This is a genomic window from Brevibacillus laterosporus (assembly GCF_030489605.1).
GTDB lineage: Bacteria > Bacillota > Bacilli > Brevibacillales > Brevibacillaceae > Brevibacillus_B > Brevibacillus_B laterosporus_E.
On record NZ_JAUKFY010000010.1, the window covers coordinates 128,856 to 153,379 of the forward strand.

Here is a 24,524-nt window from a genome sequence, read left to right on the forward strand (position 1 = left end):
TATTCGATAGATTTCTTACATCTGACTACCGTGATGCCCATCATACTTAGTAGACAACGGCGAGTTGACGTGATAGATAAGAATACATTATGATGTTCTAGCAACCCTAAAGCTTTGCTTTATAATGTTTGTAGAATAAAACAGAATACAGTTCGATACAGGTAAATGTTCTATGTGAATCAAAAGTATCAAGGCTGTTTTAAGCATAGTTGATATGTTAGAGCCGTGGCCTGACACCATTCTGGCTGTCAGGTCTTCGCTTTGATAGACCCAATTTTGTAAACAAGGAGGGGTAGAGATGTCCCCAAATGCTGTATATATCCACATCCCTTTTTGTACTAATAAATGTTACTATTGTGATTTTAATTCTTTTGTTACCAATAATCCTCAGTTGGTCTGGGATTACTTAGAAGCTTTACGCCGTGAGATGACGTTAACGTTCCAGCAAAATCCTCCTGAGAAGATAGAGACAATCTTTGTTGGCGGAGGAACCCCGACGTATTTAAATCAGGAGCAAATGGCACTATTTTTGCATATGGTAAATGAACACCTTGCTCCTTATTTTAGTGCTGATTTGGAATGGACCATGGAAGCAAATCCAGGCACTACTGATCTTGAAAAATTAAAGCTGATGAGATCATCTGGAGTAAATCGAATTAGTTTTGGTGTTCAATCGTTCCAAAGTGATTTATTAAAGCGCATTGGCCGCATTCATGATGTAGATGAGGTTTATAAAAGTGTGGATAATGCGATTCAAGCTGGGTTTGACAACATCTCGATTGATTTAATGTTTGGTCTGCCGGATCAGACCATGGAGATGTTTGCTCAAAGCTTGCAAAAAGCGATGGAGCTGCCAATCACGCACTTATCCTCCTACGGTTTAAAGGTAGAGGAGAATACCTTATTTCACACTCTGTATCAAAAAGACCAATTACCACTGCCGACAGAAGACACAGAGCTAGAGATGTATCTTCTTTTAATAGAAACACTTGAGAAAAACGGGATGTCCATGTACGAGATTAGTAATTTTGCCAAGCCGGGTAAACAGAGCAAGCATAATAAGACTTATTGGCTAAACCAGGATTATTATGGTATTGGGGCTGGAGCACATGGATATATAAATGGAAGAAGACATGTTAATGCCGGTCCGCTAGCTATTTACACACGTATGGCAATGGAAGGTTCTCCGCGTGTAGAGGAATTTGAGGTAACGCAGAAGGAAGCGATGGAGGAGCAGATGATTCTGGGCTTACGTTTGCGTGAAGGAGTAGATATGGAGAGCTTTGCGAGCCGGTTTGGTCGAACTGTCCAAGAAGAATTCGGTGAAACATTGCAACAGGAACTTCAAAAGGGAATGATAGAAATCGTAGACCAGCATGTACGTCTAACCCCAAAGGGCTTACCGCTTGGCAACGAAGTGTTTGCTGCTTTTTTACGCGTGTAGATGGCGCAGCATGTGGATAAAGTAGGAAGGAAGAGACAAGTTATCAAATTTTAGAAAATGACATCAGGAAGCACTTTTATGCGGAGAAACCCGAAAAAAGTGCTTTTTTTCTCCTATTTTTTTGCATTTTTCATAGGAGAGAAGTTGACAAATCATCTGTCACTTGATAAGTTAATAGTATCCGTTAGCACTCGCTTGATCTGAGTGCTAACAAAATCCAACCAGAAGTTGCCAATCGACATAGCCAAACATTTTAGAAGGAGGGCGTTTAGGTATGTTAACGGAGCGACAAAAGCTTATTTTGCAAGCTATTATTGAAAATTATATTTATTCGGCAGAACCCGTTGGCTCCAGGACCATTTCAAAACGGCCTGAAATCACCTTCAGTTCGGCTACGATCCGCAACGAAATGTCTGATTTGGAGGATTTAGGTTATTTGGAGCAGCCGCATACCTCTGCGGGACGCGTCCCTTCCACGAAAGGCTATCGCTTCTACGTGGACCACATAGTGGAGCCTAATTTGTTGAAGAATAATGGAGATGTAAACACTTGGAAGCAAATGTTTGCTGATCGGATCTTGCATTTTGAAAATGCCGTGGAACAGACAGCATCGGTCTTATCACAATTGACTAACTACACGGCAGTTGTTCTTGGACCAGAAATCTTTGAACATCGCTTGAAACATCTGCAAATTATCCCTTTGAGTGACACACAAGCTGTAGCGATTATTGTAACTCAAACAGGGCGTGTAGAAAATAAGCGTATTGATTTGCCGGCGGGACTGTCACCGAGCGATATGGAGAAATTGGTTAATGTTTTAAACACAAGATTGCAAGATACACCATTATGGCAATTGCGCCAACGCTTGTATCAAGAAGTATCTGATGAATTGAAGCGTCATGTGGATCATTATGAAGAAATGCTCACGATGATTAGTAATGCTATTGAAAGTGATTCATCTGATCGCTTGTTGTTGCGAGGAACTACTAAGTTCATGGAGCAGCCAGAGTTTCAGGATGTAGAAAAAGTCAAAGAGATTTTGGAGCTATTTGAACGCAGCGACCAAATGACGCATCTGTTTGAAACCAATGAGAAGGGATTGCAGATACGGATTGGTCATGAAAATCATCTTGACGCCATGAAGAATTGTAGCATTGTTACGACCAATTATTCCTTTAACGGTAAGCCTGTAGGTACAATTGGTATACTTGGACCTACGCGTATGGAGTATGGTAAAGTGATTGCTGTCTTGGATTTCATTGCTTTGGGATTGTCGCAGATGTTAACTGCACAGATAGAAGGACGATCTTCAGAGGAGCAAGAGGATTCATGACGAACAAGGCGGGCGGGTTACAGTTGCTCGCTTACATAGATTATTAGTCACACAAGAGGAGGTAATCAGATTGAGCGAAGAGAAAGCAAAGGTTGAACTTGAGCAAGAAGAAATGGCTCAAGACCAAGCTGAGCAAAATGAGCAAGCTGAAACTGAGGCAACAGAAACAGGTGAAACATCTGAAACAACTGACCTAGCAATGGAAGTAGAGCGTCTTCAGGCTCAATTGCAAGAGCAAGAAAACCGTTTGCTGCGCAACTTAGCAGATATGGATAATATGCGTCGTCGCTCACGTAAAGAGCAAGAGGATTTACAAAAATATGCCTCTCAAAAGGTAGTGGAATCCTTACTGCCAGCCCTTGATAACTTTGAACGCGCTCTTGCTGTTGATCCTAATACTGCTACTGCTGAAAGCATTTTACAAGGGGTGCAAATGGTGTACCGCCAAGTAATGCAGGTATTCGAGCAAGAAGGCCTTCAAGCTATTGAATCAGTTGGTCATGCGTTTGATCCGCATGTGCATCAGGCTGTGATGCAAGTGGAAGATTCTAATTACGAAGCAAATGTTGTCGTAGAAGAATTACAAAAGGGTTATCAATTCAAGGACCGTGTTATCCGTCCTGCAATGGTTAAAGTAAACGCGTAAATGAAGATGTTTTAAGCACAAAAATCATTCACATATTGTAGATAATCGAGGAGGAAAAGATTTATGAGTCGTGTAATTGGTATTGACCTTGGTACAACTAACTCTTGTGTAGCGGTTATGGAAGGTAACGAGCCTATCGTTATTGCCAATGCTGAAGGAAACCGCACAACACCTTCTGTAGTTGCTTTCAAAAACGGAGAGCGCATTGTTGGTGAAACAGCAAAACGCCAAGCAATTACAAACGCTGATAATACGGTTATCTCCATCAAACGTTGGATGGGTACAGATCATAAAGAAACATTAGAAGGTAAAGATTATACGCCGCAAGAGGTTTCTGCAATGATTCTGCAAAAGCTTAAATCGGATGCAGAAGCTTATCTAGGACAACCGGTGACTCAAGCAGTTATCACAGTTCCAGCTTATTTCAATGACAGCCAACGTCAAGCTACTAAAGATGCGGGACGCATTGCTGGTTTGGAAGTATTACGTATTGTCAACGAGCCTACAGCGGCGGCGCTTGCGTATGGTTTAGAGAAAAATGAAGATCAAACAATCCTTGTTTATGACTTGGGCGGCGGTACATTCGACGTATCTATCCTTGAGTTGTCTGAAGGTTTCTTTGAAGTAAAAGCTACTTCTGGAGATAACAAACTGGGTGGAGACGACTTTGACCAAGTGATCATGGATTATTTGGTAGCTGAATTTAAGAAAGAAAACGGCATTGACCTATCTCAAGATCGCATGGCTATGCAGCGTTTGAAAGATGCGGCTGAGAAAGCGAAAAAAGATTTGTCCGGCGTTGTTACTACTACGATTTCTCTACCGTTTATCACAGCAGATGCTTCTGGTCCTAAGCATATGGAAATTAGTTTGTCCCGTGCGAAATTTGAAGAGATCTCTGCTGGTTTGGTAGAGCGTACGATGGGTCCTACTCGTCAAGCTTTATCCGATGCTGGTCTTTCTCCAAACCAAATTGACCGTGTCCTTCTTGTTGGTGGTTCTACTCGTATCCCCGCGGTACAAGAAGCAATCAAGAAGTTCATTGGTCAAGAACCTCATAAAGGTGTAAACCCAGACGAAGTAGTAGCTCTTGGTGCTGCTGTTCAAGCGGGTGTGTTAACTGGTGATGTTAAAGACGTAGTACTTCTTGACGTAACACCACTATCTCTTGGTATTGAAACATTGGGTGGAGTGTTCACGAAGTTGATCGATCGCAACACAACGATCCCAACAAGTAAATCTCAAGTGTTCTCTACAGCAGCGGACAACCAAACAGCGGTTGATATCCATGTTCTGCAAGGGGAGCGTCAAATGGCAGCAGACAACAAAACGTTGGGCCGTTTCCAATTGACTGATATCCCACCAGCACCACGCGGTGTTCCACAAGTAGAGGTTAGCTTCGACATTGATGCTAACGGTATCGTAAACGTTCGAGCTAAAGATTTGGGAACAGGTAAAGAACAAGCAATCACAATCACTTCTAGCTCCGGTCTTTCTGACGAGGAAATCGACCGCATGGTAAAAGAAGCGGAACTAAATTCCGAAGCAGATAAGAAACGCAAAGAAGAAGTAGAAATTCGCAACGAAGCAGATCAGTTAGTCTTTACTACCGAGAAAACATTAAAAGACCTTGAAGGTAAAGTAGAGCAAGCTGAGATCGACAAAGCTAACGAAGCGAAGGATAAAACGAAAAAAGCTCTAGAAGGCGGTAACATCGACGAGATTAAAGCTGCGAAGGAAGAGCTTTCTGGAATCGTTCAACAATTGTCTGTTAAATTGTATGAGCAAGCAGCACAAGCACAACAAGCAGCTCAAAATGCTGACGGTGAAGGTGCAGCTCAAGCAGGAAAAGACAACGTAGTAGATGCTGACTATGAAGTAGTTGACGAAGAAAAGAAACAATAAGAATAGATACAATGATGTTAAGAGGAGTCAAAGTCACACAATGTTGACTTTGACTCTTTTCCTTTACGGTATGGGGATTCTATTGAAGCTTGCAAGTATACATGCTAAGATTATCTTTGATTGTCTTGGATACGGGAGTGATAGACAAGTATGAAACGAGATTATTATGAGGTGCTGGGACTTGGAAAAGACGCCAGTGCAGATGATATAAAAAAGGCATATCGCAAGTTGGCAAGACAGTATCATCCGGACGTTAATAAAGAGGCAGATGCTGAACAGAAATTTAAAGAAGTAAAAGATGCATATGATGTGCTCTCCGATGACCAAAAACGTGCACAATACGATCGCTTTGGACATCAGGATCCGAACCAAGGCTTTGGCGGAGGCTTCGATGCTTCTGGTATGGGCGGCTTTGGTGATATCTTTGACATGTTTTTTGGTGGCGGCGGACGTCGTGCTAATCCAAATGCACCGCGCCGTGGAGCTGATTTGGAGTATGCAATCAACATTGACTTCTTGGATGCAGTATTTGGCAAAGAAAGAGACATTGAGATTCAACGTGAAGTAGAATGCGATACGTGTCACGGAAGTGGAGCCAAACCTGGTACAAAGGTAGAAACCTGCTCAAGATGTAATGGATCTGGACAGGAGGAGGTTCAGGCAAACACTCCATTTGGGCGCGTTGTTAATCGCCGTGTTTGCTCTGTTTGTCATGGTAAAGGAAAGCAGATCAAGGAAAGATGTACAACGTGCAGAGGCACTGGACGCAACAAAGTCAAACGCACGATCCACATTAACATCCCTGCTGGGGTGGATGATGGACAGCAAATGCGCATTACTGGCGAAGGTGAAGCTGGTGTGAACGGCGGTCCGGCGGGTGATGTTTATGTTATGTTCCGTGTACGTAAACATGATTTCTTCGAACGCGATGGCAACGACATTTATTGTGAGATGCCAATTAATTTTGCTCAAGCAGCTTTAGGTGATGAGATTGAGGTTCCTACTGTAGATGGACGTGTGAAGCTGAAAATCCCAGCAGGAACACAAACCAACACTTTCTTCCGCCTGCGTGGAAAAGGGGTGCCGCACTTACGTGGAAATGGACGGGGCGATCAGCACGTGAAAGTAAAAGTGGTGACACCTACGAAATTAACCGATCGTCAAAAAGAGCTGTTACGTGAACTAGGGGGACTCGAGGACGGTGCACCCCTGCATGAACAACCAGAAGAGAATTTTTTCGATAAAATCAAGCGTAAATTACGTGGTGAATAAGGCGAATAATATGTTGTGGAAAGCTAGATGGGGGATGGTAGAGCATGAATTGGTCAGAAGTTAGTATTCACACCACGGCAGAGGCGGTTGAGGCTGTCTCTAGTATTTTGTATGAAGCGGGAGCAGGTGGCGTTGTCATCGAAGATCCCGAAATTTTATCCCGTGAGTGGAGCACGCCTTTTGGCGAAATCTACCACCTCTCACCTGATGACTTTCCAACTGACGGTGTGATTGTAAAAGCTTATTTTCCTGTGAATAGCTATTTGGGCGAAACCGTTGAAGAGATTAAAACACAGGTAAATGAACTTCTGACCTTCGGATTGGATGTCGGTAAAGGAACCGTTACTATGACCGAGGTTCATGAAGATGATTGGGCATCTGCTTGGAAAAAATATTATAAGCCTGTTGCCATTTCAGAACACATCACGATTACACCGATCTGGGAGGATTACAAACCAAAGCGAGAAGGGGAGCTCATTATCGAAATGGACCCCGGCATGGCTTTCGGTACAGGTACACATCCTACTACTGTACTGTGCATTCGTGCGATTGAACGCTACCTGAAAAAAGGGGATCGCGTTTATGATGTGGGAACAGGCACAGGGATTTTAAGTATTGCTGCTGCTAAGCTAGGTGCATCTTCTCTGACGGCCATGGATTTAGATGAGATTGCGGTTCGTTCTGCTCAAGAGAACTGTAGCATTAACAAAGTAGCTGACAAGGTTTTGGTGAAACAGAACAATCTGCTCGATGGCATCAATGAAAAAGTTGAAGTCGTGGTTGCCAATATCTTAGCGGAAGTAATTATTCGTTTCACGGATGATGTTCATCGTGTATTATTGCCTGGCGGTACGTTTATTGCTTCAGGGATTATTGGAGCGCGTGAAAATGATGTAAAAGAGGCATTAGCTGCCTCGAATTTGGAAGTTATAGAAACAGTTTACATGGAAGACTGGGTAGCAATTATCGCGAAAAAACGTTAGAATAATGGGGTTAATAATCAGATGCAACGTTATTTTATAGATAGCCAACAATTTTTTGACAATCATGTGGTTATTACCGGGGACGACGTTCACCACATCGTGAAGGTTATGCGCTCAGAGATTGGCGATCATATTTTGGTTAGCGATGGGAGAGGACGGGTGGTTAAAGCCCGTCTTTCTGCCTTGGAGCCCAAAGAAGTGCGCGCTGAGATCGTGGAGCATATCACGAAACAAACAGAATTACCCGTATCAGTAACGATTGGTCAGGGGTTGCCAAAAGGAGATAAACTAGAGTGGATTTTACAAAAGGGAACGGAGCTTGGAGCGACTTCCTTTGTACCGTTTCAATCAGAGCGTACCATCGTTAAGTTAGATGCAAAGAAAGAAGCAAAAAAGCTGGAGCGTTGGTCAAAAATTGTAAAAGAAGCTGCTGAGCAATCACATCGGGCCTATTTACCTGAGGTGTTAACTCCGCTTTCCTTTAAGCAGGTGGTTGAACATGCGAAAAGCTATACAACTGCTGTTATTGCTTATGAAAAAGAAGATACCAAACGATTGGGCGAGGTGCTGTCAAACTTGTCTGTTGGCGACTCGCTTTTCGTCATGATTGGGCCAGAAGGTGGATTTTCTGAAAGTGAAATTCAGTATGCAGAAGAAAATGGTATCCATTCTGTTTCGCTTGGTCCCCGTATTTTACGCACGGAAACAGCTAGTCAGTATTTGCTAGCTGCCGTTTCCTATCAATTTGAATAAGTCATACGTAACAGTGAAAGGAGAGAGCAATGAATAAGGTTGCTTTCCATACATTGGGCTGTAAAGTAAACAGTTATGAAACAGAAGCGATTTGGAACCTGTTCAAGCAAAATGGCTATGAACGGGTAGACTTTGAGCAAGATGTAGCTGATGTATACATTATTAATACCTGCACAGTTACCAATACTGGTGACAAAAAAAGCCGTCAAGTAATTCGACGTGCGATCCGTCGTAACCCTGAGGCGATTGTTGCTGTTACAGGGTGCTATGCCCAAACCTCACCAAAAGAGATTGCTGAAATTCCAGGTGTTGACATCGTGGTAGGTACACAAGGCCGCGATCGTTTATTGGAGTATGTTGCACAGATTCGCGGAGAACGCACACCGATTAACGCGGTAGGAAATATCATGAAAACACGTGAATTTGAAGAGCTTGACGTACCGAATTTTTCCGATCGCACACGTGCTTCTCTTAAAATTCAAGAAGGCTGTAACAATTTCTGTACCTTCTGTATTATTCCCTGGGCACGTGGTCTCATGCGTTCCCGTAAGCCTGAAAGCGTGATTGAACAAGCCAAAAAGCTAGTAGCAGAAGGGTACCTCGAGATCGTTCTGACCGGTATTCACACAGGTGGATATGGAGAGGATTTAGAGGATTACAATCTGGCTAAATTACTAGTCGAATTGGAAAAGGTGGAAGGCTTAAAACGTATTCGCATTAGTTCTATTGAAGCGAGTCAAATTACGGATGAGGTTGTGGCAGTAATTGACCGCTCCGAGAAGATTTGCCGCCACCTGCACGTACCACTGCAAGCAGGCGATGATGCTGTATTAAAACGCATGCGCCGCAAGTATACGACGGCAGAATTTATGGAACGCATCCGTAAAGTTCGTAAGGCATTACCTGGGGTTGCTATCACAACGGACGTAATTGTTGGTTTCCCGGGTGAGACCGAGGAGCAATTTGTAACGGGCTATAACTTTATTAAAGAACTAGGCTTTGCAGAGCTGCATGTCTTCCCGTATTCTATGCGCACAGGAACCCCTGCTGCACGCATGGAAGATCAGGTGGATGAAGAAGTGAAGAAGGAACGTGTAGCGAAGCTTATTGAATTAAATCAACAGCTATCTGTGGAATATGCACAACCGTTTATCGGTGATGTTTTAGAGATCATTCCAGAGCGTCCGTATAAGGAAGATCCAACGAGCGGTAAGCTAATGGGCTATTCCGATAATTACTTGAACGTGGTGTTTGAGGGTACAGAGGATATGATCGGAAAAATTTGTAAGGTTCGTCTCGATGAGGTTGATGCTGAATATTGCGAAGGAACGTTCGTTCGAGTAATAGAATCTCTGCCTATCGAAATGGACAGCAAAGGAAAAGCAGTATGAAGGAAATCTCTGCAGGCGGTGTCGTCTACCGAAAACGAGATGGAGAGATTAGCTTATTGATGATCAAGGATCGTTTTGGCAAGGTAACGGTAGCGAAAGGTAAGCAAGAGCCAGGCGAGACCTTGATGCAGACCGCTATTCGAGAAATTGAAGAGGAAACGGGCATAAAAGGGGAACTAGGCCCATTGCTAGAGGTCGTTCACTACACCTATCAGCATCCGACTCAGCAAATTTTGATTGAAAAAGAAGTACACTATTATTTAGTCAAAGCGTTGACGGATCAAGTAACGGTTCAGGTAGAAGAAATCGATGCAGTGCAATGGCTTAAGCCAGAGGCTGCTTGGGAACTACACGAACAAGCCGGTTATGAGAACAACCGCAGTGTGTTACGAAAAGCTTTGCATACCTTGGGAATACAGGTTATATAGAACAATGAGAGCTCGACCAGAAATGGTTGGGCTTTTGTTGTCCAGTCGATTTAGTGGCGGGATGAACCTTGTATGGTTATGTGGACAGGAAGATATAGGCGATTGTGGACCTTGTCATTAGGGGGAACAGTAAAGGAAAGTTAAACACCAGAGTAAAACATCTAAGAAACCCCTTACAAAATTGAACAATTACGTATAGTGTTAAAAAAGGGTTTGTTCCGTAGCTCAACAGCGTTATGATAAAGAGCGACAAATAGAAAAGGGAGTGGTAGGAATGTACGGATGGATCATCCTGTTTGCCTTTTACGGTATAGGTGTTATCTTTCATAATTACCTGTATATTCCTCTTCCAGGCAGTCTCATTGGGCTTATACTTTTGACAACGAGTTTGGTAACAAAGTTGGTACCATTGCGATTAGTGGAAGGGGCAGCAGATTTTTTACTTAAAAACATGCTCTTGTTTTTTGTCCCTATTATCGTTGGAGTTACACCTTATTTTCATTATTTGGAGCAAAAACCGCTTGCCATCCTTGTGGCATTAGTGGCAGGTCCTGTAGCTGTCATGATGGTAACCGGAATTGTGGTCCAAAAATGGCGTGACTGGGAAAAACGAAAAGAGGATGTACTTCTACAGCAAAGTGAACAGGGGGACTGAGGAATATGTGGGAGGTTATCGCGATTCTCCTAACACTAGCTGGTTACATGGTAGCTAAAATGGCATCAAAAAAATATCCGTTTGTGCAGCCGATGATAGCAGCGTCAATTTTAGTGTGGTTAGTGTGGTGGCTCATTAATAGCGACTGGAAACTCTATGATAGAGGAGGCTCGTACATTTCTTTCTTTTTAGGGCCGGCAACAGTAGCGTTAGCCATCCCATTGGCAAAACAATTTAAACAGGTATTAGAGCTGTGGAAAGCTATTTTAGCTGGCGTCGCTAGCGGATGCATTGTTGCGATTTCTTCATCATGGTTCATGATTTGGATAATGGGAGGAGATCAAACCCTGATTCGTAGCATGATTTCTAAATCAGTCACGACTCCTATCTCGGTTGAATTAACCAATACAATCGGAGGAATACCTGCATTAGCAGCTTTATTTACAGCGGTAACAGGTATTGTCGGAAGCTTGCTATATCGGCTTGTAATACGTGTGGGACGTATCTCAGATGATTGGGCCATTGGATTAGCAGTAGGAACAAGCGCTCATGCAGTCGGTACAGCAGGTATGATGAATCAGAGTCAACGAAAAGCTGCGGCGTCTAGCTTGGCAATGATCTTAGCGGGAATTATTACATCTATTTATTTTATCCCGATTCAGATGCTGCTTTCTTAACTATCGTGCAGTTTATTTATTTTTGACACCTATTGTCCAGAAGAAGCTTTGCTTATAATGGCATTAGAACTACCTATGAGTATTTTTACATAGCAATAAATCTTCTTCTTGCGAGGTGTCTAATGGTTATTCGTCACGTTAATCCTTCAGATTATGCAATCGTATCGCCCCTTATTAATGAGTGGTGGGGTGGTAGACAGATGGCGGACATGCTACCTAAATTATTTTTTGAGCATTTTACTCATACCAGTTTCATTGCTGAAAAGAATGGCGAATTGATAGGCTTCTTAATCGGTTTTTTGTCTCAAACTCATGCAGATGAAGCTTATATTCACTTTGTAGGTATACATCCTGAGTATCGGAGAAATCAACTGGGGAAACGCTTGTATGAGCAATTTTTTCAAAAGGTGTTAGAAAGTAATCGCCATGTTGTGCGTTGCGTAACGTCGCCAGTCAACAAGGCTTCCATAGCCTATCACCTGAAAATGGAATTTGAAATTGAACAAGGGGATACAAAAGTAGATGGCATCCCTGTTTTTGCTGATTATGATGGAAAAAATGGGCATCGTGTTTTATTCGTGAAGCGGCTAACCTAATCAAATATCTGAAAAAAAGGTAAGTAATTATGCGGGAAAATCCGTTCGTACTTACCTTTTTATTTTGATTTTACTGGCAAAAAGGGTGGGAAGACAACGCTTATTTGTGTTCTGGGATTAACCACTGAATTCCTTTGGCTATGCTAGAAGCGAAGGGGAGAGCAATCACGGAGCATAATAAGTTAAAAATTGTTTGAGCATGGGCAATTTGCATAGAAGGATTGGTTGTCAATAATCCTGCTAAATAAGCTAGCATCGAAACAAACGGCAGGAAAACAAGTCCCCCGACTACATTAAATAGTGTGTGGCACCAAGCAACTTGCTTAGAAGCGGTGTTTGTACCGATGCTAGCAATGATGGCGGTAATACAGGTACCTATGTTACCACCTAATACGATGGAAATAGCTGTGTCCATGGAAAAGACTCCGTAGGATATTAATGTCATGGTAATGGCTGTTGTAGCAGCGCTGCTGTGAACCAGGGCTGAAAAGACCGTCCCAGTCAAAAGACCAATCCAAAGGGAGTGCTTGCTTTCAAGAAATAAGGTTCGGAACGTTTGTGAGTTTTCTAAAGGCTTGGCAATGACTTGCATCGTATCAATCCCTAGGAATATAAGGCCAAATCCCCCAATAATTAGTCCTATTGCTTTTGATCTACGCTTGGGCTGCAACCACATAGCCACTCCGATCAATAGCATAGGAACGGCAAAATCCTCGAGATGTAGAGCAATTAATTCTGTTGTAATAGTAGAACCTACATTGGTACCTAAAATTATTCCAATAGTCTGTGTGAAGCCAATAATGCCTGCTTGCGTCAGCCCGATTGTTAAGACCGTAACAGCCGTGGAGCTTTGCAAAACAAAGGTAGAAAAAAGACCAGAAAAAAAACTATGTGTTGTTGAACGGGTAAAACGTGTTATAATCAGTTCCATTCGCTGTCCTGCTAATTGATTGAAGCCAATTCGCATAGCGTACAGTCCAAGCAAAAAGAAACTGAGACCCATGAAAAACGGCAACAAGATGTAATATAACATGGACAATTCAATTCCCCCCATGAAGGTACCTTATAAATACGCTATGCTTGTACAGAGACAAGCATGACTAGGAGGATATAGAGAAGTGACGAAAGTATTATTGCAACGAAATCGTAAAAAGCGTTTGGAAGCAGGCCATCCTTGGGTGTTTCAATCCGAAGTATTGGAGATTCAGGGAGATTTTCAAGCTGGGGATATCGTAGAAATTTGTAATCATCAAGGACATTTTTTAGCAAAAGGCTATATTAACCCTGATTCCCAGATGATTGTGCGTGTAATGAGCTATAATCCAAAAGAAGAGATTGATTATGACTTTTTTGTCCGCCGGTTCCGCGAGGCAAAAGAAACACGTGAACGCTTTGTAGACAATCCTAGAGCTTGTCGTGTCATATATGGAGAGGCAGATTTTTTACCGGGTCTTATTGTTGACCGTTATAACGATGTTCTGGTTATGCAAGTCCTATCACTGGGAATGGATATCCGTCTTGATATGATTAAAATGGCTTTGATAGAAGTATTTGAGCCAGCCGGCATTTATTTGCGCAACGATGTGCCTGTGCGAGAACTGGAAGGCTTGGAACAAGGAAAAGGTGTTTTGTATGGAGAATGCCCGGCTGAGATTGAGATCGAGGAAAACGGTTTGAAATATGTCGTGGATATTGTGGAAGGGCAGAAAACAGGTTTTTTCTACGATCAGCGTGAAAACCGAGCAGCTGTTGCTCCGTTAATGACCGGTTGGGGAGAAAAACATGGTATCAAGGTTTTACCAATAGGTGAAGATGATGAGCCAATCTTCGACAAAAAAGGTAAAAAACGCGACGTGTTACCAAAACTGGATGAAGCCGGTCAGCCAATCCAACGCCCAGTAGATCGACGGGGTAAAGTGGTGAAAAATCCATTCTGGGATGGAGCAGAAGTATTGGAGTGCTTTACACATACGGGCTCCTTTACTCTAAATGCTTGCAAGCACGGTGCAAAGAAGGTAACAGCACTCGACATCTCGGAGCATGCTATCCAAACAGCAAAGCGGAATGTAGGGCTTAATGGATATTTACACCGAGTTGATTTTGTGGTGGCAAATGCCTTTGATTATCTGCGCGAAAATGTGGAAGCGGGTAAGAATTGGGACGTTGTCATCCTAGATCCTCCTGCCTTCGCAAAATCTCGTGGTGCGGTAAAAGGTGCTTGCCGTGGTTACAAGGATATTAATCTGCATGGCATGAAACTAGTACGCCCAGGGGGATACTTAGTAACAGCATCATGCTCGTATCATATGTCACCAGATTTATTTCTGGAAACCATTCAGCAAGCAGCATATGATGCGAAAAAGATTTTACGTTTAATAGAATGGCGTGGAGCCGGCAAAGACCATCCACAAATTAGTGGAGCGGATGAAGGTCACTATTTAAAATTTGCGATTTTTGAAGTAAGAGACCGTAAATAAGAGAAGCAACTCAGGCTTTTGTAAAGAAAACACGAAGCATCCTCTCACTAATTAAATGAAGTGAAAAGGGTGCTTTTTTACTTACACTCGCCTCTGGAAGTTGGGAATTAAAGGGAGTCTAAAGGTGATTAATAGTCATTTTTGCTTTTCTCTTGTCTCTTCAGGATGTTTCATTGAGGCTTCGTAACAAGTACTTGAAACCCTTTCTATTTTACCTTGTTGGACTATCCAAGAATTGTTCAACGTCTTCACCTGCTAACGTTGCAGCAACCTCCTGATAGTGACTGGAATATGGATTGCTAAAGCCGTGAAGGGCTGGATACTGCTTTAAGATAACCTCTGGGGTTCTGGCCAGTGTTTGCAATAAAGCAGAGAGATCAAATGCAGGCTCAGACTGTCCGTAAAGGAGAAGAATAGGGACTCTGGGAGTGATGTTCGTATATTGACGGATACGGGAACCGTAGTAACCAACGATACGATCGCATAAGCCTGTGTACCCTGCTAGTAACCAAGCGACTGTAGCGCCAACGCTGAAGCCCATCACAACAATTTGTTGATATAAAGGACGCTGATTTTGTAGTACTTCAGCTACTTGCCTGGAGGCTTGCTCAAAGCCAATAGACATAAAACATTGGTAAGCTTGCTCTTTTTCCTTTTGTAGAAAAAAAGGTGTTTCTTTGTACCAGGAGAAGCAGACCACATCCCACGATTGATTGGCATACTGTCGGCAAACATCAAGCATGTGCTGATTAAGCCCATATATCTCAGGTAAAATTACAAGTAATCTTTTTTCGCCGCTACGCAAGTAATACATAAGGACATAGCCTTCTTTCTCATCCAAATAATTTTGTTCATCATATCAAACGTAATATTATTCTGACAACAAGATTTATCTATAGGTTTTTGATGTATAATTTGTCATGGTATTTACTGGTTCTTTGCTACACGTGATTGTCTAGAACGTTGTATTTTTATTGAAAGGGAGCAAAATGGCACAAATTCGATGATGACCTGTGCAGGCATCTGATTTAAATACATTTTGTTGACTATCCCATTTACTATTCCTTTTTGCCCTGGAAGAATTGTAGCAGACTCAGCTATAAGTACTCAGAGCTGTATCTTTACTTTTTCTGTTAACGCACAATAATACGTTAGAACCAGGCTACTATAATTCATCTTAATTCATACAGGTAACATGATGGTGACGTACCCAATTCAACTCTCATTTTACTGGTGAGTACAAGATTTATAGATGAGTAGTACCAAGGTTAGTAACTATCTTAGCTAGTAAAGATTTGTGAGTCTTCTTAGAATTAACCTCATTCACCCTTGTCAGCCACAGTAACATTTTGTATGCTGAGAAAGGAAAATATGCGGCAAAAGCACTTTTTAGGCTGTGAGCATATGAATAAGAATTAAGCGAATCAGCCGTGTCGAACAGAAGGGAAAGGGGCATATACATGGGAAACAAAATCCGATTGGGCATTATTTACGGAGGAAAGACATCTGAGCATGAGGTATCGCTCTTAACGGCCCTTTCTATTATGAAGGCAGTAGATAAAAATAAATATGAAGTACAACCAATCTATGTACAAATGGATGGGACCTGGTTAAAAGGAGGACCTATCGCAGATCAAGCCCTTGAAAGTGTAAATGTGTTACGCTTAGATGGGGGAGTATCTTCTGGTAATAATGACAATGATCAAGAGAAGCAAGGGCAAATAACTCACGTGGGTAACCAATCACTAGTAGGCAAGCCAGCTAATGTGATGTCCATTCATCAGGAAGTAGATGTTATTTTTCCAGTGATTCATGGACCAAATGGTGAGGATGGTACCGTACAGGGTTTATTAGAATTAGCAGGTATTCCTTATGTAGGCACAGGAGTTATGGCATCTGCAGTGGGCATGGATAAATTGATGATGAAAAATGTTTTCGCCCAAGCAGGTCTTGATCAAGTTCAATACATGGGCTTCTTGCGTTCTCAAATCGAGCGTGATGTAGATAGTGTTATGAACCAGATTGAACAAAAGCTAGGCTATCCTTGTTTTGTAAAGCCAGCCAACATGGGGTCTAGCGTTGGAATTACTAAAGCTAAAGACCGAGACGATTTGCGTGGGGCTTTGGAACTTGCTTGCAAATTTGATCGTCGTATTATTGTTGAAGAATTCATAAAAGCCCGTGAAGTAGAAATTGGTGTATTAGGAAATGAAGAATTATGCACCTCCGTTATTGGCGAAGTTATTGCAGCGAAAGAATTTTACGATTATGAAGCGAAATATAAAGGTGGAGGCACTGATCTCAAAATCCCAGCTGATCTACCACAGCAAGTAGCCGATCGTATTGCTGAGATGGCAAAAACAGCATTTCAGGCATTGGATGGCTCCGGTTTATCACGTGTTGATTTCTTCTATGATGAGGAAAATGACCGTGTAGTAATTAATGAGGTTAATACGATGCCAGGCTTTACTCCATTTAGCATGTATCCAATGTTATTTGCAGAAGCAGGCATTCCGTATGCTGAACTAATCGATCGACTTGTCCAGCTAGGGTTAGAGCGTTATGAAGAAAAACAAAGAAATATTGTAGCAGCTGAAGAGCTAGAATAGAGTGGGAGCCTTCTCGTTTGGGAAGGCTTTTTTACGTCCTATAAGTAATAATAGCGATGCCTGCAATTTTACTCTAATTGAATTTTACCCTAAGTAGCATAATGTCCAAATTTTTTGCCATCTATTTTTTTGTTCATCGTTTTTAGGATAGCCAGGATATCTTGTGTTTGGTTTTCTTCAATACGCTGCAGCAGATGTGTATGATCAGTTTGGACAGCTTTTACATTATGAAGTTCGTTCTTAATAATACTCAAATTATTTTTGATGCCATATGATTCAGATTTGATCGTATCTAAATCTTTTTTGATACCACTTGATTCAGATTTGATCGTATCTAAATCTTTTTTGATACCACTTGATTCAGATTTGATCGTATCTAAATCTTTTTTGATACCACTTGATTCAGATTTGATCGTATCTAAATCTTTTTTAATGCCATTTGATTCAGATTTGATCACATCTATGTCTTTTTTGATACCATATGATTCAGATTTAATTGCGTCTAATTCTTTTTTTATACCATATGATTCAGATTTGATCGCGTCTAAATCTTTTTTAATACCACTTGATTCAGATTTAATTGAATCTAAATCTTTTTTGATGCCACTTGATTCGGTTTTAATCGCAACTATTTCTTTTTTGATACTATATGATTTGGATTTTAACCAGTCTATATCTTTTTTAATAAAGCTTGAATCTTGTTTTACAATGTTTAATTCTGTTTCGATACTACTCACTTTTGAATTAATCCCACTGACCTCTTTTTTTATCTCCTTAGTTTCTATCTGGGTAGCCTTAATATCATGGTTCATACTGTCCAGTTTAGCATTAATTCCTTGTAAAGCCTCCATTACTGATATATGAAATTCCATGCTCATCCCCCCTAAGTTTGATTCTAACATACAATATGTTAAGGGGTGCCTGCAAAAAAAAAAACGAGTAAAAAGCGTGATTTTCCTATTTTTTAGATGTTTCGGTTGATAAACTTTATTCCAATTACCGTCTTTTTAAAAGGATATAAAAAAAGCCTTCTTTAACACAAGAAGGCTTTATCGATCACTCTTATGTTTGAGGGATTTTATCCTAGCAGGTGTGATTCACAGATTTATTACAATCTCCTTGATTTAATCTGATCCGCAACCTCCAGAATCACTACTTCCGGAGTCACTACAGCTGTCCCAACTAGATGATACATCCCCGCAACCTGATTGAGTATCATTGTGAGGCAAATATGTGGAAGAGCTAGTTGAAAACGAATGATGATCTGTAGATCGTGAATGGGAGTGTCTGAGTTTTAGCAAGAGGGGGACAATGATTAAGAGTAGCATGATAAATATAATAATATCAAACAAATTATTTACCTCCGATCATCTATACTGAGGGTTGAGATTTTTTTCCTCACTAAGTATAACGTTTGTTTAGGAGGGAAGTTTCAGATAATGATTAGCTATCCAAGGATTAAAAATAAAAAGCACCTCTTCCGGCAATAAATAAGGTGCCAAAAGAAATGCTTTGCTCAACTAACTCGAACAACACGTAGGATAAATTAAGACTTAAAAAGCTTACATCTCCAATAAGGAAGGTAGCAGTGTTTCTAGCTTCATGCCTCGGGAAGCTTTTAGTAAAACGGCAGAATGTGGTTTTAATAAAGAACGGAGGTAGACGATCGCTTCTTCTTTAGAGCTAAAATGATGGCTTTCTCCCTTATAGTGCTCTCCAATAAATCGTGAATCCTCTCCGATAGTTACCATACAAGTAAAGCGGTCATTCCACTTTGATACGTATTCTCCTACTTCAGCGTGCAATGCTTGGCTATCTGAGCCTAATTCCAATAGATCAGCTACTATTAGTACTTTGGTTCGGTCTTGAAAAAGGTCTGCAAAGTTTTCAATAGATGCTTTCATGGATAAGGGATTGGCATTGTAGGCATCGTTGACGATAATCATACCATTTTGAGATGTATGAATTTCAAACCGCATACCTGAAATGCTAAGGGTAGCCATTGCTTGTTGAATCTCCTCAAAACTCATTCCTTGTTCGCGGGCAATTCCGATAGCTGGTAAGGCATTGGATACATTATAGGTCCCAAATAGCGGCATAAAGACACGCAGAGTTTGCTGATCTTCAAAGTGTACAGTGAAGTGCGTACCTTTATCATCTGTAAGTAAATCCGATGCCCATAGATCAGCAGGACCTTTCACGGAATAATAGCAAATCGGGCTATCAGATAAGTGTTTCACTTTCTGGAGGTATTCGTTATCTCCATTTAAATAAACACGTCCTGCTGGTGCAGTATGCGGCAATAGTTCGGCTTTTGCTAGAGCGATTTTTTCGAGCGACCCAAAATATTCCATATGCGCTTCGCCTATACTTGTAATCACGCTATAGGTCGGTCTTGTAATAGAAGCTAATAAATCAATCTCTCCGGCATGACTCATCCCGAGCTCTAGAACTGCGGCTTCATGACTATTGTCTACATGTAGGATGGAGAAGGGAAGACCAATATGATTGTTAAAGTTTTTATACGTACTACAAATAGGACGAGTACTAGCTAAAAGGTGGGAAATCATATCTTTCGTAGTTGTCTTTCCTGTACTGCCTGTAATTGCAATGAATGGAATCGTAAACTGATTTCGATATGCACTTGCTATTTTTTGGAATGCTGTCAAAGTGTCATTGACAAGAATCAGACCGAAATCTTTAGGAAGAGCAGCCGGAACTTTTGACAAGTGGGATACGAGTGCGGCGATCGCTCCAGCTTCCTGTGCCTGCTTGATAAAATCATGTCCGTCGCGTGTTTCGACCAGTGGTACAAATAAACTGTCGGGTTGTAAATGACGGCTGTCAAAGTGAGCGCTGGTTACATTGGCTTCGGGATTCCCTTGAACGAGTAACCCTTGAGCCATTTTAGTAATGGTATTTAAAGTAGTGGGTAGCATAGTTTTATTCTCTCCTTGTCATCATTTCTGCTGTGTCCGCAGATAACGATGGGTCTAACCGATATGGATAAAAAATAGCCTATATATAAGGCATCCCACGTCATGCTAACACGGTGGAGGAATTGCCGCAATAGCAAGAGCATGAAAAGTGGATAAAATGGAAATAGGAGTATGCTTCTATTGCGATAGCTGTTTCTATAAGGTATGATAATAATACGCCTTGCTTGAAGAATCTTTGTAAAAGATACTCAAGCAAGTTTTTGGGTTGAGGGTTGGAAAAAGGTTGACCTACCGCCCTTTCCTGATTTATAATGTAGTCTGACAGTCTGTAGAATAATGAACAGTTGTCCCACGGTTTCAAGCGGAGGGAGGGAAAATAGATGGCAGAAGTACGCGTTAGAAAAAATGAATCTTTGGAGAGCGCGCTTCGTCGTTTTAAGCGTGAAAATGCTAAAGCTGGAGTGTTGGCTGAGCTTCGTAAGCGTCGCCACTTTGAAAAGCCTAGCATTGCTCGCAAGAAAAAATCCGAAGCGGCTCGTAAACGTAAGTTCTAATTAACGGGAGGGCTCATCATGAGTGTAATGGAGCAACTCAATCACGATATGAAGCAAGCTATGAAGGACAAATCGGTCTTAAAGCTCTCCGTTATTCGCATGGTCAAAGCCACCATTAAAAACGAAGAGATTAAGTTGGGTCGAGATCTGTCCGACGATGAAGTGCTGACTATCTTGACCCGTGAGTTAAAGCAACGCCGTGACTCCCTCCATGAGTTTGAGAAAGCCGGTCGCGAGGATTTAGCGACAAAGACACGTGACGAGTTGGATATTATATTGGCTTATATGCCTGCTCAATTAAGCGAGGATGAGATTCGTCAAATCGTTCGCGAGGCTGTAGCTGCTGTTGGCGCTACTTCCAAGAAAGAGATGGGCAAAGTCATGGGAGCCATCATGCCTAAAGTAAAAGGCAAAGCTGACGGCAACCTTGTCCAACAAATCGTCTCTGAAGAATTACCTTCATAAGCAAATGAAATCCAGTCTCACGCAGGCTGGATTTTTTGCGGTACAGCAAAATAAGCAGCCTTGTCAAAAAGAGAATTCCCTCGTTGACAGGGCTTTTCTTTGCTTATAAGCAATTTATACAACTTAATGAAACTTCCTTCCTATCTACTCGTATACCTACATAAGATGTTACAAAACATGATAGGAAAGGAGGAATTCACACCTTGAGACAGCATCTAGCCTTTACTCTCATGTTTACCTGTATGCTTGCTCTTATGATGTTTGCTGGAGGGATGTTGGCTTGGACAGCTTGGTCTCAGCCTGTAGAAGCAGCAGATAAACGAGTTTTTTATGTGCCTGTTGAGCAAGACATTGAACGCGGTCTTGAAAGCTTTTTGCGGCGTGTTTTTCAACAAGCCAATGAACAACGTGCTGATGTCGTTATTCTTGACATTAATACTCCAGGTGGAGATGTGGTTTCGGCTGGTAATATTGGTGCATTGATTAGGAGTGCGCCTATGAAAGTCGTTGCATATATTAACAATCAGGCTTTTTCAGCAGGAACTTACATTGCTTTAAATGCAAACGAGATTGTAATGGAACCGGGAAGCAGTATCGGTGCTGCTGCACCCATTGATGTACAAGGTAATGCGGCTCCGGTAAAAATTACTTCTGGATGGGCTCAAATGATGGAGGAAGCAGCCAAGTTAAACGGCAGAGATGCTTCCGTAGCAAAAGCAATGGTCTATATTGATCAGGATTTTGCTGGGTTAAAAAAGAAGGGGGAAGTTTTATCCCTTGGTGCTGAAGAAGCACGGAAGCTAGGCTATGCAGATAAAATTGTTCGTAGCAAAGCAGAATTGTTTCAATATGTAGGGGTAAATGAGAGTGAGATTGTGCACATTTCTCCTACTCCTACCGAGAAGGTCGCAAGGTTTGTAACCAATCCGGTTGTTCTAAGCTGTCTCTTGTTAATTGGAATGCTTGGAGTCATTATTGAGTTGTTTGCTCCGGGGGTTGGAGTCGCGGGCATTATTGGTATTTTGTCCTTTACACTCTATTTCTTCGGGCATTTTGTGGCAGGCTTTGCCAATTGGCTGGATATTGGCCTATTTATTATTGGGGTCATTTTAATGATTCTAGAAATCTTTTTACCGGGTGGCATTGTAGGCTTTCTTGGATTTGCAAGCATGTCTACAGGTCTAGTATTAGCTGCTTACGATACAAAACAAGGCCTTACCTCTCTGGGAATTGCGGCGATTATTACGCTTATTGTAGCGTTTATACTGGCTAAATATTTCGGATTAAGAGGAACCTGGAGTAAATTTGTTCTAAAAGAGGAGCAGCATAAGGATACAGGATATGTCGCTCCTAAAAATCAAAATGATCTACTTGGTAAAACTGGTGTAGCATTAACCAATTTGCGCCCTGCTGGAGTAATCTTGATTGGTGAGCAACGTATTGATGCTGTAAGTGCAGGTGGATACATTACGGCAGGCAGCGAAATTAAAGTGGTTCAAGTAGAAGGAGCACGGATTGTCGTGCAAGATTGGAAAAATGAAAGTAAGGGGTAGGTTTAAATGGACACAAGCATGATATCTTTCGTGTTTATGATTGCGGTTGTCATTATTGTATTGTCTGTTTTCTTTTCATTTGTACCGGTAATGCTATGGATTTCTGCTTTAGCTTCAGGTGTGAACGTGAGTATTCTGACATTGGTAGCAATGCGCTTGCGTCGTGTAACACCGGCCCGTATCGTCAATCCGTTAATTAAGGCACGTAAGGCTGGACTTGACCTTAATACGAATCAATTAGAGAGTCACTTTCTAGCGGGGGGTAATGTTGATAGAGTCGTAGATGCTTTGGTAGCAGCTCAACGTGCAGATATTCCGCTAGGCTTCGAACGAGCAGCGGCGATTGATCTAGCTGGTCGTGATGTGTTGGAAGCAGTACAAATGAGCGTAAATCCGAAAGTGATTGAGACCCCAATAATTGCCGCAGTAGCGATGGATGGGATTGAGGTGCGCGCGAAGGCGAAAGTAACAGTGCGTGCGAATATTGATCGTTTAGTTGGTGGTGCTGGTGAAGAGACAATTATCGCTCGCGTTGGCGAAGGGATTGTCACTACTATTGGTTCGTCCAACAAACACAAAGATGTATTAGAAAACCCAGATCTTATTTCACAAACCGTATTAAACAAAGGTCTAGATGCAGGTACAGCCTTTGAAATTCTGTCGATCGATATTGCGGACGTAGATGTAGGTAAAAATATTGGCGCCCAATTACAAACAGACCAAGCAGAAGCTGACAAACGTATCGCGCAGGCAAAAGCAGAAGAACGTCGTGCTATGGCTGTAGCAACGGAGCAAGAGATGAAAGCGCGCGTTGAAGAGATGAAAGCGAAAGTAGTGGAATCCGAAGCGGAAGTACCACTTGCTTTGGCTGAGGCATTGCGTTCAGGTAAGCTAGGGGTTATGGATTATTACAACATGCAGAACATCATGGCTGATACCGCTATGCGAGAATCGTTTGGTGACCCTGAAGGTACGAAGAAAAACGACATAGATAAGAAATAGGTGATGAGGCAATGGAAACTCTCATCGAGCTGATCTTTGGTTTATTAACGGGTAAATTTAATCATAACAAGACACCCAAGGCGTATCCGATGCAACCTACGAATAGGGAACCAGGAGGAATGCTACCACCCTATCAACGTCAGGTAGTAAAGCGGAACCCAAGACAGGAAGCAAAACCAGGCGTGTTTGAATTTCCTTCAACGTCTCAAACGCAAAATCCAGTGCCATACAATACTGACTCGTCCAGTTCACCTGCAATGCCAACAGAATGGCAGGGGACTTATATGGAGGGGCAGTCTGCAACCTCCGTACATTCAGTAAACGGCTCAACGCGGGATGGAAGAACTGAACTGGAGAAGGAGCTCGAAGAAGGTCGATCAATGCTAGAAGAGCAATATGAACCCAATGCAGCTCAAATGGTACTAGCACCTATCGAGCATAAAAACAGTAAGCTATTGAACGTTGAATTGCATGGATCAACCATTCATACATCACAGGAGCAAACGGGAGCTACCTCTAAAAGACATTCGGTTAAATTAGCTGGAACAGCATTAGATGGTATGAGATGGGCGATTATTTTAGGAAAGCCTCGCAGTAAAGATCCTCATCCTACATCAGCCTTTGGTGGCTATAGAATGGGAAAGTACCGGTAACAGTTAATCATTGCTTCTCTAATAAAAGAACCTCGGGCATGATTGTTGCTTTGAGGTTCTTTTGTTGTTTCAGAGCTATCAAGTATATCTCAGCTCATGCATAAAAAGATATGCTCGTATGTAGACTTCCCGCATAAAAAGATAAGGGCAAGATTCCTATGTCGGATTTTTGTTACTATTGAATAGAAG

General features: G+C 41.9%; 23 protein-coding genes. 19 read left to right on the top strand and 4 right to left on the bottom strand.

The window, feature by feature from the left end; translation table 11 throughout:
* The first annotated feature begins 298 nt into the window (after positions 1–298).
* From hemW to QZ995_RS13080, 12 genes are all read left to right on the top strand, one after another.
* Positions 299–1,444: a radical SAM family heme chaperone HemW gene (gene hemW, locus QZ995_RS13025; protein WP_301807439.1), complete on the top strand. Its 1,146-nt coding sequence runs from the start codon at positions 299–301 to the stop codon at positions 1,442–1,444.
* A gap of 274 nt (positions 1,445–1,718) precedes the next feature.
* Positions 1,719–2,777, top strand: coding sequence for a heat-inducible transcriptional repressor HrcA (hrcA, locus tag QZ995_RS13030; protein WP_301807440.1), 1,059 nt, complete (start codon positions 1,719–1,721; stop codon positions 2,775–2,777).
* Between the two features lie 70 nt (positions 2,778–2,847).
* Positions 2,848–3,423, top strand: a complete 576-nt coding sequence (gene grpE / locus QZ995_RS13035; protein WP_301807441.1) for a nucleotide exchange factor GrpE — start codon at positions 2,848–2,850, stop codon at positions 3,421–3,423.
* A 63-nt stretch (positions 3,424–3,486) separates the two neighbouring features.
* The gene (gene dnaK, locus QZ995_RS13040; protein WP_301807442.1) at positions 3,487–5,328 is read left to right on the top strand and encodes a molecular chaperone DnaK; all 1,842 of its coding nucleotides are present in this window, start codon (positions 3,487–3,489) and stop codon (positions 5,326–5,328) included.
* 150 nt (positions 5,329–5,478) lie between these two features.
* A complete protein-coding gene (dnaJ, locus tag QZ995_RS13045) occupies positions 5,479–6,600 on the top strand; it encodes a molecular chaperone DnaJ (protein ID WP_064018977.1) in 1,122 nt (373 codons plus the stop codon).
* Positions 6,601–6,644: 44 nt separating this feature from the next.
* Positions 6,645–7,583, top strand: coding sequence for a 50S ribosomal protein L11 methyltransferase (gene prmA / locus QZ995_RS13050; protein ID WP_301807443.1), 939 nt, complete (start codon positions 6,645–6,647; stop codon positions 7,581–7,583).
* Between the two features lie 21 nt (positions 7,584–7,604).
* Complete coding sequence (locus QZ995_RS13055) at positions 7,605–8,336, top strand: 16S rRNA (uracil(1498)-N(3))-methyltransferase (protein WP_301807444.1); 732 nt, start codon at positions 7,605–7,607, stop codon at positions 8,334–8,336.
* Positions 8,337–8,365: 29 nt separating this feature from the next.
* Positions 8,366–9,727 (top strand): tRNA (N(6)-L-threonylcarbamoyladenosine(37)-C(2))-methylthiotransferase MtaB, encoded by a 1,362-nt coding sequence (gene mtaB / locus QZ995_RS13060; RefSeq protein WP_301807445.1) that lies wholly within the window; start codon positions 8,366–8,368, stop codon positions 9,725–9,727.
* Positions 9,724–10,155, top strand: a complete 432-nt coding sequence (locus QZ995_RS13065) for an NUDIX hydrolase (protein WP_301807446.1) — start codon at positions 9,724–9,726, stop codon at positions 10,153–10,155. The genes mtaB and QZ995_RS13065 overlap by 4 nt, the downstream gene beginning before the upstream one ends.
* 274 nt (positions 10,156–10,429) lie before the next feature.
* Positions 10,430–10,810, top strand: a complete 381-nt coding sequence (locus tag QZ995_RS13070) for a CidA/LrgA family protein (RefSeq protein WP_301807447.1) — start codon at positions 10,430–10,432, stop codon at positions 10,808–10,810.
* A gap of 5 nt (positions 10,811–10,815) precedes the next feature.
* Positions 10,816–11,487: an LrgB family protein gene (locus QZ995_RS13075; RefSeq protein ID WP_301807448.1), complete on the top strand. Its 672-nt coding sequence runs from the start codon at positions 10,816–10,818 to the stop codon at positions 11,485–11,487.
* 122 nt (positions 11,488–11,609) lie between these two features.
* Positions 11,610–12,083, top strand: a complete 474-nt coding sequence (locus QZ995_RS13080) for a GNAT family N-acetyltransferase (protein ID WP_301807449.1) — start codon at positions 11,610–11,612, stop codon at positions 12,081–12,083.
* A 100-nt stretch (positions 12,084–12,183) separates the two neighbouring features.
* On the opposite strand, the gene QZ995_RS13085 is transcribed toward QZ995_RS13080, so the two are convergent.
* Positions 12,184–13,116, bottom strand: coding sequence for a Na/Pi cotransporter family protein (locus QZ995_RS13085; protein WP_301807532.1), 933 nt, complete (start codon positions 13,114–13,116; stop codon positions 12,184–12,186).
* A gap of 85 nt (positions 13,117–13,201) precedes the next feature.
* Here QZ995_RS13085 and QZ995_RS13090 point away from each other — a divergent pair, with 85 nt between their 5' ends.
* A complete protein-coding gene (locus QZ995_RS13090; protein WP_301807450.1) occupies positions 13,202–14,560 on the top strand; it encodes a class I SAM-dependent rRNA methyltransferase in 1,359 nt (452 codons plus the stop codon).
* Positions 14,561–14,771: 211 nt separating this feature from the next.
* Here QZ995_RS13090 and QZ995_RS13095 read toward each other — a convergent pair whose 3' ends face one another.
* Positions 14,772–15,374, bottom strand: coding sequence for a dienelactone hydrolase family protein (locus QZ995_RS13095; protein WP_301807451.1), 603 nt, complete (start codon positions 15,372–15,374; stop codon positions 14,772–14,774).
* A 646-nt stretch (positions 15,375–16,020) separates the two neighbouring features.
* On the opposite strand from QZ995_RS13095, the gene QZ995_RS13100 reads away from it, so the two are divergent.
* Complete coding sequence (locus tag QZ995_RS13100; RefSeq protein ID WP_301807452.1) at positions 16,021–17,169, top strand: D-alanine--D-alanine ligase; 1,149 nt, start codon at positions 16,021–16,023, stop codon at positions 17,167–17,169.
* 89 nt (positions 17,170–17,258) lie between these two features.
* On the opposite strand, the gene QZ995_RS13105 is transcribed toward QZ995_RS13100, so the two are convergent.
* Together QZ995_RS13105 and QZ995_RS13110 are read right to left on the bottom strand one after the other, a co-directional pair.
* Positions 17,259–18,041, bottom strand: a complete 783-nt coding sequence (locus QZ995_RS13105) for a hypothetical protein (RefSeq protein ID WP_301807453.1) — start codon at positions 18,039–18,041, stop codon at positions 17,259–17,261.
* Between the two features lie 690 nt (positions 18,042–18,731).
* Positions 18,732–20,108: a UDP-N-acetylmuramoyl-tripeptide--D-alanyl-D-alanine ligase gene (locus QZ995_RS13110; RefSeq protein ID WP_301807454.1), complete on the bottom strand. Its 1,377-nt coding sequence runs from the start codon at positions 20,106–20,108 to the stop codon at positions 18,732–18,734.
* A gap of 380 nt (positions 20,109–20,488) precedes the next feature.
* On the opposite strand from QZ995_RS13110, the gene rpsU reads away from it, so the two are divergent.
* The 5 genes from rpsU to QZ995_RS13135 all read left to right on the top strand — a co-directional run bounded on the left by rpsU (position 20,489) and on the right by QZ995_RS13135 (position 24,335).
* The gene (gene rpsU, locus QZ995_RS13115; protein WP_003338202.1) at positions 20,489–20,662 is read left to right on the top strand and encodes a 30S ribosomal protein S21; all 174 of its coding nucleotides are present in this window, start codon (positions 20,489–20,491) and stop codon (positions 20,660–20,662) included.
* An 18-nt stretch (positions 20,663–20,680) separates the two neighbouring features.
* Positions 20,681–21,127, top strand: coding sequence for a GatB/YqeY domain-containing protein (locus tag QZ995_RS13120; protein WP_003338200.1), 447 nt, complete (start codon positions 20,681–20,683; stop codon positions 21,125–21,127).
* 203 nt (positions 21,128–21,330) lie between these two features.
* Positions 21,331–22,680 (top strand): NfeD family protein, encoded by a 1,350-nt coding sequence (locus tag QZ995_RS13125; RefSeq protein ID WP_301807458.1) that lies wholly within the window; start codon positions 21,331–21,333, stop codon positions 22,678–22,680.
* 6 nt (positions 22,681–22,686) lie between these two features.
* Entirely contained in the window at positions 22,687–23,682 is a 996-nt protein-coding gene (gene floA, locus QZ995_RS13130; protein ID WP_003338198.1) for a flotillin-like protein FloA, read from the top strand.
* An 11-nt stretch (positions 23,683–23,693) separates the two neighbouring features.
* Positions 23,694–24,335, top strand: a complete 642-nt coding sequence (locus QZ995_RS13135; protein ID WP_301807460.1) for a hypothetical protein — start codon at positions 23,694–23,696, stop codon at positions 24,333–24,335.
* The last annotated feature ends 189 nt before the right edge of the window (positions 24,336–24,524 follow it).